Annotated in this window: 14 protein-coding genes and 1 tRNA gene; 9 read left to right on the top strand and 6 right to left on the bottom strand. The window is 67.9% G+C overall.

Annotation, left to right across the window (positions count from 1 at the left end; genetic code table 11):
- The first annotated feature begins 260 nt into the window (after positions 1 to 260).
- From CXQ96_RS05545 to CXQ96_RS05535, 3 genes are all read left to right on the top strand, one after another.
- Positions 261 to 791 carry a hypothetical protein gene (locus CXQ96_RS05545; protein ID WP_104117026.1) on the top strand — a complete coding sequence of 177 codons (531 nt, stop codon included), beginning with the start codon at positions 261 to 263 and terminating at the stop codon, positions 789 to 791.
- Positions 788 to 2158, top strand: coding sequence for an FAD-binding oxidoreductase (locus CXQ96_RS05540; protein ID WP_258058885.1), 1371 nt, complete (start codon positions 788 to 790; stop codon positions 2156 to 2158). Before CXQ96_RS05545 ends, CXQ96_RS05540 begins: the two co-directional genes overlap by 4 nt.
- Before the next feature lie 100 nt (positions 2159 to 2258).
- Positions 2259 to 2759 carry a DUF4190 domain-containing protein gene (locus tag CXQ96_RS05535; protein WP_146070825.1) on the top strand — a complete coding sequence of 167 codons (501 nt, stop codon included), beginning with the start codon at positions 2259 to 2261 and terminating at the stop codon, positions 2757 to 2759.
- Positions 2760 to 2827: 68 nt separating this feature from the next.
- On the opposite strand, the gene CXQ96_RS05530 is transcribed toward CXQ96_RS05535, so the two are convergent.
- The 4 genes from CXQ96_RS05530 to CXQ96_RS05515 all read right to left on the bottom strand — a co-directional run bounded on the left by CXQ96_RS05530 (position 2828) and on the right by CXQ96_RS05515 (position 7825).
- Entirely contained in the window at positions 2828 to 4189 is a 1362-nt protein-coding gene (locus tag CXQ96_RS05530) for a DUF4032 domain-containing protein (RefSeq protein WP_104117024.1), read from the bottom strand.
- 146 nt (positions 4190 to 4335) lie between these two features.
- Positions 4336 to 5424: an ABC transporter ATP-binding protein gene (locus CXQ96_RS05525; protein WP_104117023.1), complete on the bottom strand. Its 1089-nt coding sequence runs from the start codon at positions 5422 to 5424 to the stop codon at positions 4336 to 4338.
- 132 nt (positions 5425 to 5556) lie between these two features.
- Positions 5557 to 6336 (bottom strand): trehalose-phosphatase, encoded by a 780-nt coding sequence (gene otsB, locus CXQ96_RS05520; RefSeq protein WP_258058884.1) that lies wholly within the window; start codon positions 6334 to 6336, stop codon positions 5557 to 5559.
- Positions 6326 to 7825: a trehalose-6-phosphate synthase gene (locus tag CXQ96_RS05515; RefSeq protein ID WP_104117021.1), complete on the bottom strand. Its 1500-nt coding sequence runs from the start codon at positions 7823 to 7825 to the stop codon at positions 6326 to 6328. The genes otsB and CXQ96_RS05515 overlap by 11 nt, the downstream gene beginning before the upstream one ends.
- A gap of 127 nt (positions 7826 to 7952) precedes the next feature.
- Here CXQ96_RS05515 and CXQ96_RS05510 point away from each other — a divergent pair, with 127 nt between their 5' ends.
- On the top strand, positions 7953 to 8813 hold the full coding sequence (locus CXQ96_RS05510) for a thioredoxin domain-containing protein (RefSeq protein ID WP_104117020.1): 861 nt from the start codon (positions 7953 to 7955) through the stop codon (positions 8811 to 8813).
- Positions 8814 to 8922: 109 nt separating this feature from the next.
- Positions 8923 to 8999, top strand: a tRNA-Thr gene (locus tag CXQ96_RS05505).
- Positions 9000 to 9122: 123 nt separating this feature from the next.
- Here CXQ96_RS05505 and CXQ96_RS05500 read toward each other — a convergent pair.
- Together CXQ96_RS05500 and CXQ96_RS05495 are read right to left on the bottom strand one after the other, a co-directional pair.
- Positions 9123 to 10451 (bottom strand): multidrug effflux MFS transporter, encoded by a 1329-nt coding sequence (locus CXQ96_RS05500; RefSeq protein ID WP_258058883.1) that lies wholly within the window; start codon positions 10449 to 10451, stop codon positions 9123 to 9125.
- 94 nt (positions 10452 to 10545) lie between these two features.
- Positions 10546 to 11049, bottom strand: a complete 504-nt coding sequence (locus CXQ96_RS05495) for a metallophosphoesterase (RefSeq protein WP_104117019.1) — start codon at positions 11047 to 11049, stop codon at positions 10546 to 10548.
- A 107-nt stretch (positions 11050 to 11156) separates the two neighbouring features.
- Here CXQ96_RS05495 and CXQ96_RS05490 point away from each other — a divergent pair, with 107 nt between their 5' ends.
- The 4 genes from CXQ96_RS05490 to CXQ96_RS05475 all read left to right on the top strand — a co-directional run bounded on the left by CXQ96_RS05490 (position 11157) and on the right by CXQ96_RS05475 (position 13088).
- Entirely contained in the window at positions 11157 to 11348 is a 192-nt protein-coding gene (locus CXQ96_RS05490; RefSeq protein WP_104117018.1) for a hypothetical protein, read from the top strand.
- 41 nt (positions 11349 to 11389) lie between these two features.
- Complete coding sequence (locus tag CXQ96_RS05485) at positions 11390 to 11770, top strand: hypothetical protein (protein WP_146070824.1); 381 nt, start codon at positions 11390 to 11392, stop codon at positions 11768 to 11770.
- A 27-nt stretch (positions 11771 to 11797) separates the two neighbouring features.
- Positions 11798 to 12703, top strand: coding sequence for an SDR family NAD(P)-dependent oxidoreductase (locus CXQ96_RS05480; protein WP_104117016.1), 906 nt, complete (start codon positions 11798 to 11800; stop codon positions 12701 to 12703).
- 112 nt (positions 12704 to 12815) lie between these two features.
- Positions 12816 to 13088 carry a hypothetical protein gene (locus CXQ96_RS05475; protein WP_146070823.1) on the top strand — a complete coding sequence of 91 codons (273 nt, stop codon included), beginning with the start codon at positions 12816 to 12818 and terminating at the stop codon, positions 13086 to 13088.
- Positions 13089 to 13115 lie beyond the last annotated feature (27 nt).

Here is a 13115-nt window from a genome sequence, read left to right as displayed (position 1 = left end):
AGAGTGTGGGAGAGTAGGACACCGCCGGACAACCATTACAGTGAAGGCCCCACACCACCAGGTGCGGGGCCTTCACCCCTTTAACCACCCACCCCCCCCCGCACACCACCCGGCAGTCGGACCCGGCACGCACCCGGCAGGCCACACCCGGTACCACCCGGGAGAGGCAGCAGGGCAGCTGGGGGAAGGGCTCCGGCACGTGAGCTCGTTCCTGCCTCCCTCGGACGCTGCCGCGCGGCCGGGGCCGGTAGGGTCGAATCATGAATAGCCTGTTCTCCCACCAGCCCGCCGCGAACGGCAACCCGCAGCAGCTGCCTGACCTTCACACCACTGTGGTCGTTCCGGCCCCGGGCGAGCACGCGTGGGCCGGCCTGACGGAGCACCTCCACCTCTGGTGGCCGGCGGAAGAGCTGAGTCGTTGGGGAGCTGACAGTTTCTTCGACCTCGAGGACAACGCGTTGGTCGAGACGTCTGCTGAGGATGACGAGAACGTGTGGGGTGAGGTGGTGGACGGCCAGCCCGGGAAGTGGCTCGAGTTGAGGTGGCATCATGTCGGTTCCGCGTCGACGACAACGGTTGTCCGGCTGGAGATGGAAGAGGCCGACCGTAGTTCTGCCGACGCGGCAGCTGTCGCCGCAGGGGCTGACGGGGCGCCGAGTCCGGTAGGTACCGCCCTGACACTCCATCACTCGGGCTGGATGACATCGGACCCCGAGGACGTGTACGACTTCTACAGGCAGTTCTGGCCGGACGCCCTGAGCCGCTACCGACGGTTCATGGGGGCATCGTGATCGACCCGGATGCTCTCGGTGAACTCGAGCTCGCCCTTCCGGGAAGGGTCTCGACGACCGCGGAGGACCTCACACTCTACTCCCGGGACCAGGGGCCAGTTCTGCACCCTGTCATGCCCAGTGCCGTGATTCGTGCCCGGAGCGTCGGCGACGTGCAGGCAGTCCTTCGATGGGCTACGCGGAAGGCAGTACCCGTCGTGAGCCGTGGAGCCGGATCAGGGGTATCGGGCGGTGCGCACGCCACCGCGGGGAGCGTCATCCTGTCGCTCGAGCTCATGAACACGATCCTGGCGATCAACCCCGATGACGAGACCGCCGTCGTCGAACCGGGTGTCGTCAATGCGGATCTGAACGATGCGGTCGCGGTGCACGGGCTGATGTACGCCCCCGACCCAGCGAGCTACCGTTGGTCCACGATCGGCGGGAACGTCGCGACGAACGCGGGAGGCCTGCGGTGCGCCAAGTACGGTGTCACACGCGACTCGGTTCTCGCGCTCGACGTCGTCCTGGCCGACGGCACGCTGGTCTCCACCGGCCACCGCACCTTCAAGGGCGTCGCGGGGTACGACCTGACAGCACTGATGACCGGCTCCGAAGGGACCCTCGGTGTCATCGTCGGCGTGACGGTGCGTCTGCGCTACCTGCCCGTTGCGGTGCACACCCTCGCCGCGTTCTTCGACGACTTCAGCCAGGCGGCCGCCGGCGTCCTCGCGATCGGCCGAGCCCGGGTGCAGCCGTCGATCCTGGAGCTGCTCGACGGCCGCACCCTGGAGGCGCTGGACGTCGCGCACGGCTCGGATCTGCGCGGGCGCGGTGGGTCTCTGCTCCTGGTTCGGACGGACGGCTACGGTGCTGCTGCCGAGGCGGAAGCCATCCGGGAGGTGCTGGCAGGTCCCGGTGCTCACGTCAGTGACGCGGGCTCGGAGGAAGCGGATCGGCTCGTGGACCTGCGGCGACACAGTCGCGGCGACGAGGTCGACGACCTGTACAGGGTGGGGGAGGACGTCGCCGTGCCGAAGTCCCAACTCGTGCACTATGTGGCTGCTCTCGAAGCCATGGCCCGGCGTCACCGGGTCAACCTGAAGGTCGTCGCGCATGCCGGTGACGGCAACCTCCACCCGACGTTCTGGGTCGAGCGACACGAGGGAGAACGCTCGCAGGAGCGGTTGGAGGAAGCGCTGGACGAGTCGGTGCGGTGCGCGCTCGACCTCGGGGGCACCATCACCGGGGAGCACGGCGTAGGACAGTACAAGCGCCGCTGGCTTCCCTGGGAGCAGTCCGGCGAGATCCTCTCCCTGCAGGCCCGCATCAAGCAGGTCTTCGACCCGCTGGGCATCCTCAACCCCGGAAAAGCCATCGTCGCCTGATCGTTGCTTCCCGGCTCCCGGTCAGCGCAGCCACCCGATGATAATGTTCAGGAAATTGCCGGTAGTACCGGCTCTCTCCACTACCTTCCTCGGGGGCACCATGTCTGACAATAATCCGGGGTCGCAGGGCAACTCGCCCTACGGCCAGCAGAACCAGCCGCAGTACGGGCAGAATCAGCCCCAGTACGGGCAGAACCAGCCGTCCTACGGACAGCAGACTCCCTCACCCTACGGGCAGCAGGGCCAGTACGGCTCCGGAGCGGGCAACTACCCCGGCCAGCAGGGGTACCAGGGCCAGCCCGCGGAGAACCCCGGCAGGACGCTCGGGATCGTCGGACTCGTGCTTGCCATCCTGATCGCCCCGGTGGGTCTGATCATCAGCATCGTCGCTCTTGTGAAGTCGCGAAAAGCCAGGATGGGCAACGGTCTCGCCCTTGCCGGCATCATCATCGGCGCGCTCCTGACGATCCTCTGGACGGTGCTGATCATCGTGATCGCCAGTTTCGCCGCGGACATCGCCCAGCAGGTCATCCAGGCGTGCGAGGGCCTGCCCACAGGCACGCCTGTGACGGTGCAGGGCCAGCCCGTCGAGTGTCCCTAGCGTAGTTCCCATAGCGGACCGCTCATGACAGAGGCCCGGCAGCGTTGCTGCCGGGCCTCTGTCATGAGCTAGTCGTCGCCGAAATCGGAGTCCTCGTCGATGCCGATCGTCCTGGAGTCGGCCGTCAGCATGATCTCGGCCTCGTCGCGCCGGTGCCGTAGCTCGTCGTCGAGGTAGGACTGCACTGCTTCGGCCATGGGCACGTTCCGGTCCTCACGTTCGGACATGTACCAGCGGTGCTCCAGCACCTCGTGGACGACCTCCGCCGGTTCGAGCTTGCCGCCCAGTTCCCGTGGCACGGCACGGACGATGGGCTCGAACACCTCGTTCACCCAGAGGTGTGCGCTGAACTCCTCGTCCAGATCCGGGTTGTTGTCCGCTCGGTAGGCGTCCATGTCGTTGAGGAGCCTCCGGGCCTGGTTCTCCTGGGCATCCAGCCCGGTCAGGCGGAGGAGCCGGCGGCTGTGGTGTCCGGCGTCGACGACCTTCGGCTGCAGCTGGATCTGCGTGCCGTTCGCCGCCGTCTTGATCGCGTACTCCTCGACGTCGAAGCCGAGCTCGTTCAGGCGGCGGATGCGCGCTCCCACGCGCCAGCGTTCACCGAGCTCGAAGGACTCCTTCTCGGTCAGCTCACTCCACAGGCGGCGGTAGCTGTCCATGATGAGCTCGCTCGTCGCCAGCGGGTCCACCTTCTCCTCGATGAGCCCGCCCTCGGCCAGGTCCATCAGTTCGCCGGCGATGTTCACGCGGGCGATCTCGAGGTCGTATTCCCGCTGGCCCGTCGACAGCTCGGGGTACAGCTCGCCCGTCTCGGCATCGACGAGGTAGGCGGCGAAGGAGCCGGCATCGCGCCGGAACAGGGTGTTCGACAGCGAGACGTCGCCCCAGTAGAAGCCGATGAGGTGCAGGCGCACGAGGAGCAGGGCCTGGGCGTCGATGAGCCGGGTCAGCGTGTCGCGGCGAAGGGTCTGCGAGAACAGGGCCCGGTAGGGCAGGGAGAACTTGAGGTGGCGGGTCACGAGGACCGGGTCCAGCTCCTCGCCCTCGGGGGTGGTGCGGCCGGAGATGACCGCGACGGGCTCGACGCAGGGCACGTCCAGGCGCTGCAGCTTCCGGAGCATGTGGTATTCGTGGCGGGCGATGTGCTCGCTGGTCTCCTTGACGGCGATCACCGAGCCACCGAGGTGCGCGAAGCGCACGATGTGCCGTGAGATGCCCCGGGGAAGAGCGGCCAGTGCGCTGGCCGGCCACTGCTCCAGGGCGACATGCCACGGCAGGTCGAGCAGTTCGGGGTCGGTCGCCGCGGCGGTGATGTTCAGGGACCCGAGACTAGGGGCCTCCGAGGACGCGGGCCGCACCCGCGGCAGCTTGCCGGCTTGGTCGTAATCTGTCGGCTCGTCATGCCATTGGGCGTTCGAGGTCTCGGTCATGGTGATGCCTTCGTGTCAGGGCGGAAAGGGGCCTGCATCAAGCGTAATTGCCGTTAAACGGAGAGGGTGGCGTCCGCCGGGCGTCCAGAGGATGCCCGGCGGACGCCACCGCCGTCGTCGTACGTAGTGCGCTGTCCGCGTAGGTACTAGACCGTCTCTGCCAGGCGGAGGCCGGTCGTGGTGTCGAAGAGGTGCACGTGTCCCTGCTCGGGACGGACGTACACGCTGTCGCCCTTCATCGGGGGGCGGCGGCCGTCGACGCGGACGACCATGTCGTGGTCCTTGCCGTCGAGCGTGGTGTGGCCGTAGATGTAGGCATCCGCACCGAGTTCCTCGACGACGTCGACCTCGACCTGCAGGCCCTCTCCGGCGGCCGCGAGGACCAGGTCCTCGGGCCGGACACCCAGCGTGACGGTGTTGCCCGCGGCAGCGTCGAGGACGTTTCCGGGGACCGGGTAGACGATGCCGCCGAAGAGGACGCCGCCGTCCGTGACGGGCAGTTCCAGGAGATTCATCGCGGGGGAGCCGATGAAGCCCGCCACGAAGACGTTCTTGGGGCGCTCGTAGAGGTTACGCGGGGTGTCGACCTGCTGGAGGATGCCGTCCTTGAGGACTGCCACGCGGTCACCCATGGTCATGGCCTCGACCTGGTCGTGGGTGACGTAGACGGTGGTGACGCCGAGGCGGCGGGTCAGCGAGGCGATCTGGGTGCGGGTCTGCACGCGGAGCTTAGCGTCCAGGTTCGAGAGCGGCTCATCCATGAGGAAGACCTGCGGGTTACGCACGATCGCGCGACCCATGGCGACACGCTGGCGCTGGCCGCCGGAGAGCGCCTTCGGCTTACGGTCCAGGTAGTCCTCGAGGTCGAGGAGCTTTGCTGCTTCACGGACACGCTCCGCGCGCTCCTCCTTGGAGACGCCGGCGATCTTGAGCGCGAAGCCCATGTTGTCGGCGACCGACATGTGCGGGTAGAGCGCGTAGTTCTGGAAGACCATCGCGATATCGCGATCCTTCGGGGGAACATCCGTGACGTCGCGGTCACCGATGAGGATGCGCCCTGAGTTGACGTCCTCGAGGCCCGCGAGCATGCGCAGGGAAGTGGACTTTCCGCAACCGGAGGGTCCGACGAGGACGAGGAATTCGCCGTCGGCGATGTCGATGTTGAGCTTGTCGACTGCGGGCTTCTCGGTGCCCGGGTACAGGCGCGTGGCCTGGTCAAACGTTACCGTTGCCATGGTTTTGGTTCCTTTTCACGGGCAGGTACGTGCCCGACGATCCGTAGTGAATGGAAGAGTATTCAGTTGTGGTGCGCGACCCGCCAGCAGTACCGGTGACGTTGGTCACGCCTCCGTAGTATTGCACGTTCCCTAGCTGCGCGCACCTGACGAGCGCAGGGCCACGAGTTCCCGGAGAACCTCACCGAAGTCCTCGGGCGTGGAAACCGTGAAGGAAGCCGCCGTCTCCCCGGGGCCGATCCTGATCCCGACATCGTCCGCTCCGAGGGTTCGCAGGGCATGTTCGTCCGTGACGTCGTCGCCTGCGAAGAGGACCGCCGTCGCGCCCGTCGCCTCGCGCAGCAGGGCCAGGCCCTGCCCCTTGTCCGCCTTCACCACGGACACTTCGAGCACTCGTTTGCCGTCCGTCACGCCGAGGCCCTCGAGCCGGGCGAGTTCCGCGCGGGCCTGCGCGACAGCGGCGTCGGCCACATCAACGCTCGCCGTCCTGGTGTGCAGGACGACGCCGGCGGGCTTGAACTCGATGAGCGTCCCCTCATGCGCATCGACCGTGCGCTGCACGACCTCCGTGGCGCGGGCGAGGAGGTCCGCCTGCTCCGGGGTCAGGGTGAGGGGCGCGCCGTCGGGTCCGGTCCATGTCTCGGCCCCATGGCTTCCGATCAGCATGATCCGCTCGGGAGGATCCGCGACAGCGCGCAGGCTGCCGAGGGCGCGGCCGGAGATCAGCGCCGTCGTCGTGTCCGGGAGATCCGTGAGGGCCCGAAGAGCGGACGCGGACTCCGGAAGGGCGCGCGCGTCCTCGGCGCGCTCGACCAGGGGAGCGAGGGTTCCGTCGAAATCGAGTGCGACGAGCAGCCGCGGAGTCGATGAGAGCCTGCGCAGCGCTGCGTGCAGGGCAGGATCAAGCGCCACTGTCGGGACTCCCCGCATGGAGTGCGTTCAGGAACGCCTGCGACCACCGTTCGACGTCGTTGTGCACGACTTGCCGCCGCATCAGCCTCATGCGCCGCATGGCTTCCGGTTTCGGCATGGAGATGGCGGACACGATGGCACTCTTCAGGCCGTCGATGTCGTGCGGGTTGACGAGGATCGCCTGCCGCAAGGTGTCTGCCGCACCCGCGAACTCGCTGAGGACGAGCATGCCCGTGTTGGCGGTGCGGGCTGCCACGTATTCCTTCGCCACGAGGTTCATGCCGTCGCGCAGTGCCGTGACCAGCATGACGTCCGCCGCGAGGTACAGCGCCACCATCTCCTCCACCGGATAGCTGTGGTGGAGGTAGCGGATGGCCGTGTTCTTCATGGTGTCGTGGGTGCCGTTGATACGCCCGACGGCACCCTCGATGTCCTCGCGCAGGAGGCGGTACTGCTCGACCCGCTCCCGGCTGGGGCTCGCCACCTGGATGAGGGCGGCGTCCTCCACGGTGATCGCGCCGTCCTCGAGCAGTTCGCCGTAGGCCTTCAGCCGGTGCCCGATGCCCTTGGTGTAGTCGAGGCGGTCGACACCGAGCAGGATGTGCTGCGGATCGCCGAGCTCACGGCGGATCTCCCTGGAGCGTTCGATGACGTCGGGACGCTGCGCGAGCGCCGTGATCGACGCGGTATCGATCGAGATGGGGAAAGCCTCCGCACGGGAGACGTAGCCCGGAGCGCCGTCCTCGCCCGCCGGCACCTGCACCTGCTGGGCCTTGATCGTGTAGCCCTTGAAGCGGCGCACGCAGCGGAGGAAGTTGCTGGCATCACTCGGGCGCTGGAAACCGATGAGGTCGGCGCCGAGGAGCCCCTCGATGACCTGCCGGCGCCAAGGGAGCTGTGCGTAGATCTCGAGCGGAGGGAAGGGGATGTGGTTGAAGAACCCGATCTTCAGGTCCGGGCGGGCTTCGCGCAGCATCTTCGGCACGAGCTGCAGTTGGTAGTCCTGCACCCAGACCGTTGCTCCCTCGGACGCCACGGACGCCGTCGCCTGGGCGAACCGCTCGTTGACCCTGCGGTAGGAGTCCCACCAGGTGCGGTGGAACTCCGGGGAAGCGATGACGTCGTGGTAGAGCGGCCAGAGCGTCGCGTTCGAGAAGCCCTCGTAGTACAGCTCCACCTCCTCCTCGCTGAGCGGGACCGGGACGAGGCGCATGTTCGCCTCGTCGAAAGGCTCGAGGGTCTCGTCGGGGGCGCCGTGCCATCCGACCCAGGCGCCGTCGGCCTTCGCCATCACCGGGGCCAGTGCGGTGACGAGCCCGCCCGGCGACCGCCGCCAGGAGCTCTCGCCGTGCTCGTCGACGACGCGGTCCACCGCCAGCCGATTGGAGACGACGATGAAGTCGAAGTTCCCGAACGCGCCGTCCGCGGAGAACGACGGCTTGACGCCCGGTGTGGTCGAAGGTTGTGCTGCGCTCAAAACTGGCTCCATCGCAGTAGGTCGGTCTCGGAACGACTCTATCGGGTGATACCTAGAGCAGCGCGGCACGAGGTGTCCCAGGAACCTCGGAGCGGCCGTCGATAAACTGGCACTCCAGCTCAGCCGACGAAGAGGACCGATGGCGCCCGCACCCGCACGCAAGCCGACCAAAGCCGAACGCACAGCAGCAGCCCGCGAAGAGGAACGGCGTGCACGCGAGGAACAGCAGCAGAAGGAACGCCGCAACGGACTGCTCGCGAAGTGGGGCGTCGTCGCTGCCGCGCTCATCGTCGTGGTGCTCATCGCCGTCGTGGTGATCAACAACGCGCGAGGCCAGGTGGCCGACGCCGGCCCGGCTCCACGCGGAGGCAACGAGCAGGGCGGTATCACGCTCGTCTCCGGGACCGAGCTCGCGCCGGTGCAGGCCGGGGAGGTCGACACGTCGACCCTGCCGTCGGAACCTGTGGCGGAAGGAACAGTGCCGGAGGGGATCGGGGCGTCCGGGGACGGTCCGCTGCAGGTCGTCGCATACGTCGATGTCAACTGCGTGCACTGCGCGGACTTCGAGGCCCGGTACTCCGAGCAGATCCGCTCCTGGCTCGACCGCGGTGACATCACCTTCGAGTACCGCACGGTCGCCTACCTCGATCGGAACAGCGCCACCGACTACTCGTCGCGAGGAGCGAATGCGGCCGCGTGCGTCGCCGACACCGCACCCGAGGCCTACTTCGACTTCACCAGCCGCCTGTTCGCCCATTTCGAGCAGGGCGAGCTCGACGACGACGGACTCGTCGCGCTCGCAGGCGAGGCCGGTGCCGCAGACGTCACTGCCTGCGTCGAGGACGGCACCTTCCGGCCCTGGGTCAACTACACGACCGAGGCCGCGCAGGCAGCAGCCGTCGGTGGAACGCCGACGGTGTACGTGGACGGGGACGAGGTTACCGACGCGGTGTCGGACTTCGGGACGGCGGTGGAGGCGGAACTCGACGAGCGCAGCTGATTTCCCGTCGTGCTGGCGCTGGGCTACCCTTATTGAGCGCTCAGCGTCTCCTCGTGCAGCCCTCAGGTTGCTGGTGGACGACGACGGCGTCGGCTGGCGCGGCCAGCACGCCTCCTTAGCTCAGTTGGCCAGAGCACCGCTCTTGTAAAGCGGGGGTCGTCGGTTCGAATCCGACAGGGGGCTCCAACAACCCCTGGTGGGCCGAGTGCTTCGGGTTCCGAGCGGCGTCGCGCCACTCGCCAGACCGGCAGCCTGCCGTACCGATGATTCCGCGCGGACGTACTCGTTCAGGGTTGTGTCCCCGGTTTGTCAGCTCCGCTGGTCCGGGCCCTGCGTCTCGACCTGTTCCGCCTCGCGCTCCTCGGTCTCCTCCGCGGTGGTCGTCGGCCCTGGCTCCAGGCCGTCGCGCTCACGCCAGCCGCCCTTGCGGTAGGCGGGCGTTCCCGCCGCGAGGACCAGGAGGGTGAGCGAGACCGCGGCGAGCATCACGCAGACCATGGCCACGGAGTCACCACCGAGGAGTCCCACGAACGGACTGACGATTCCTGCCACTCCCGACTGCAACGACCCGATGACCGCCGCGGCCGTACCCGCCATGTGGCCGTAGTTGTGCAGTGCGAGAACCGAGGCGTTCGCGGGGATCATGCCCTGCGTTCCGAGGACGAGCCAGAGCCCGGCGACCAGGCCCACGATGCCGCCGAAGCCGGTCAGGGCGATGGCGAGGAGGATCAGTGCGCAGACCATCTGCACGATCACCGCGATCCTGAGGACGCGAATGGGGGCTGCGCGTCGCACCAGGGCGGCGTTGAGCTGCGCGGAACCGACGATCGCGGCGCCGTTGAGAGCGAACACGGCCGCGAACTGGCCCTGGCTGAGCCCGTACTCGTTCTGGAAGACGAAGGGTGATCCGACGACGTAGCTCATGATGACGGCGAGGCCGAGGCCGGGAATCACCGCGAGGGCCATGAAGTGCCGATCCTTGAAGAGCGCCAGGTAGCTGCCCGCGACCCGGCGCGGGTTGCCCGGGCGCCTCTGCTCCTGCGGCAGCGATTCGGGCATGAAGCGCCACACGATGACGACCAGGGCCAGCCCGATGAAGGCAAGGGCGTAGAACACCGCCCTCCAGTGCCACGCACCTGCGATCGCCTGTCCGATGGTCGGCGCGAACAGCGGCGCGACCCCGATCACGAGCATCAGGCGGGACAGCAGCCTCGCCGCGTCGGAACCGACGAAGCGGTCGCGGATGACGGCGATGGACACCACAGCCGCTGCGGCGTTGAAGAATCCCTGGCAGACGCGGAGTCCGATCAGGGTGTCGATGTCCGGTGTGATCGAGCAGAGGATCGAGGTCACGACGTGCAGCGAGATGCCGATGAGGAGGGGTAACCGCCTGCCGAACCTGTCGGAGAACGGGCCGATGACCAGCTGGCCGACCCCGGCGCCGATCAGCATCCCCGACATCGTGAACTGTGCTGCCGCCTGGGTTGCCTTCAGGTCCTCGGCCACCGCGGGCAGGGACGGAAGGTACATGTCCGTGGTGATCGCGGGCAGCGCGGCGAGTGCTCCCAGCATCAGGATCCACTTGATGCTCGAACGCTTGGTCGGGGCGGTCCTGTCGGCGGTCCTCGTTGTACTCACCCTGAAACCCTAGGCAGATCGTTGACTCACCGAACAGGCGCAGCGGGAAGCCGTTCCGCCGTGCCGGACTTCTGGACACGGGGCCTGCTCGGGGCTAGCGCGGAGGGACCCGGTGCAGCTGGACCTCCAGCTCGCCGGCTGCGATGACCCCTGTCATGTAGGTGCAGAAGGGTTGGCGCCGACGATCGGTGGGCGATCCAGGGTTCAGGAGTCGCAAGCCGGTGGCGGTTCGGGTGTCCCAGGGGATATGGCTGTGACCGAACACGAGGACGTCGGTATCGGGGTAGAGCGAAGCCATGCGGGCCTCTCGCCCGGTCGCCTGGCCTGTCTCGTGCACGACGGCGAGGCGTACGCCGTCGAGGTCCACCCGCGCGACGAGCGGCAGGCGCGCCCGGAGATCTGCGCCGTCGTTGTTGCCGTAGCAGGCGACGAGGCGGCCGGCCGCGGCTTCGAGCCGATCGAGAAGTGGCGTCTCGGTCCAGTCCCCGGCGTGCACGACGACGTCCGAGGCCTCGATCGCGGCCCACACTTCTCCGGGAAGTTCCTTCGCGCGCTTCGGGAGGTGGGTGTCTGCGAGGACAGTCAGCGTGAGGGGCATGGAGCCATTGTCCGACGTGCCCTGGGCCCCGTGACAAGTGGATAGCTCTGTGCCATGCTTCATAAGCACGCTTACTAACGGGTGTTCCACGCCACGAGGAGGCAGCCATGAAGATCGACAAGTCGCAGATCATCGACCTGCTGAAAAGCCAGGGCAAGCACGACCACGCCGACCAGGCACAGTCGGAACTTCCTGATCAGGTGGACCCTGAGCAGCACGCGGACCTGCTTGCGAAGTTCGGTATCAACCCGAGGGACTTGCTCGGCAAGCTCCCCGGTCTCGGCGGTTTCGGCCTGTAGCCGGGCCCGCGCGTCGCCCATCAACAACTGAGGAGTCAGCAATGGATACAGGTCAAGTGGTGTGGATCGTCGTCGGGATCGTGGTCCTCCTGGCCGTCATCGCCGTCATCGCGTTCCTGGCCCAGAAGCGCGGCGCCGTGCAGCGCAAGCGCAAGGAGGAACAGGACCGCCAGCACGCCGCGGAGATGCGTGAGAAGGCGAAGAACACGGAGCTGGAGGCGCGCGAGCGCGAGGCCAAGGCGTCCATGGCGGAGGCCGAGGCGCAGCGCGCCGAGGTGGAAGCCGAGCGCCTCCGCCAGCAGGCCCAGGAGCGGCAGACCGACGCCCAGGGCCTGCGTGAGAAAGTGACGCATCACACCGAGGCGGCCGACAGGCTGGATCCGGACGTCACAACCGACAAGGATCGGCGCGGGAACCACTGACATCCTCGCGCACCGGAAGGTATCAGGATGAATCGGGCGACGACGGTGGTCATCACGGGCGCCTCGAGCGGGATCGGACGGGCCACGGCGCGGTTGTTCGCGGAGGATGGCGCGCAGCTCGTCCTGGCCGGACGGGACGAGGAGACGCTCGAGGTCGTCGCGGCGGAGTGCCGCGACCGGGGCGGGGTCGTCATCGCCGTGCCGACGGACGTCGGTTCCGAGCCCGACGTCGACGCGCTGGCACGGGCGGCCCTCGAGCGGTTCGGGCGGATCGACGTCTGGGTGGGCAACGCCTCCCTCTACAGTTTCGGCACCTTCGAGCAGACGCCGTCCGAGGTCTTCGACAGGCTCATCGAGGTCAACCTGCTCGGTCAGGTGTACGGGGCTCGAGCAGCCCTCCGTGTGTTCCGGCGGCAAGGCGGGGGAGTCCTCGTCTCGGTCGCCTCCGTGTACTCCAGGATCACCTCGCCGCTTGTGAGCCCTTACGTCACCAGCAAGTTCGGGCTTCTCGGTTTCCTCGAGGTGCTGCGGATGGAGTTGCGCGATACCCCGGGCATTCATGTCTGCGCGGTCCTTCCCGCAACCATCGACACCCCCATCCACCAGCACGCCGCGAACTACACGGGCCGGCCCGTCCGCCCGCTGCCGCCGGTCGTCGATCCGGTCCGGGTGGCGCGCGCGATCGTCCGCGTGTCCCGGAAGCCCCGCCGGCTCACGCAGGTGGGCCGCGTCCAGTCGGCGTTCGTCTACGCGCGGGCGTTCGCGCCGGTGGTGTACGAAACCGTGGTGCCGACGCTCTACCGCTCCGTGGCACTCAGGAAGGGATCGACGCCACCAGCTCCGGGGAACGTATTCGACGCGGACCGGAAGCTCACGGGTGTCACCGGCGGATGGCGCCTGCTGCCCTGGCTCCGGCGCCTGCCGGGACGGTGAGGGAACCCGCGACCGTGCGGCGTCGACATCATCGGCCCGCGCCACTGTCAATGTGACGGACACGATAACGGGCGCTCGCTCGGCCCGCGAGGCGTCCGTCCATAGTTGGAGTATGGATCAGTGGCAGGGCCTTCTGGCGCAGTGCGCCCGGAGTATGGGGTTCGACCGCGGGCGGAACCGCGCCGCGTATGCGCTCGCCGGCGTGGGTGTCTTCTGGGCGGTAGGGTTGCTCGGCGGCCTGCGGATCCTGCACCTTGCCACGTCGCCGATGGCGATCCTCGTCCTGCTCTACGTGATGCTCGCGGTCGTCGCGCTGTCGCTGGTCGTCGCCGCGGCCGCCGTCGCCCAGCTCGGTCGGCAGGCAGCAGAAAGGCGCCGGCGCTAGGCGCCGACGCCCTCCCTTGTTGGTGCA

It is taken from the genome of Arthrobacter sp. B1805 (assembly GCF_002929745.1).
Taxonomy (GTDB): Bacteria; Actinomycetota; Actinomycetes; order Actinomycetales; family Micrococcaceae; genus Arthrobacter_D.
The sequence above is the reverse complement of the archived record's forward strand: the minus strand, read 5'-3'. Positions and strand labels throughout refer to the sequence as shown.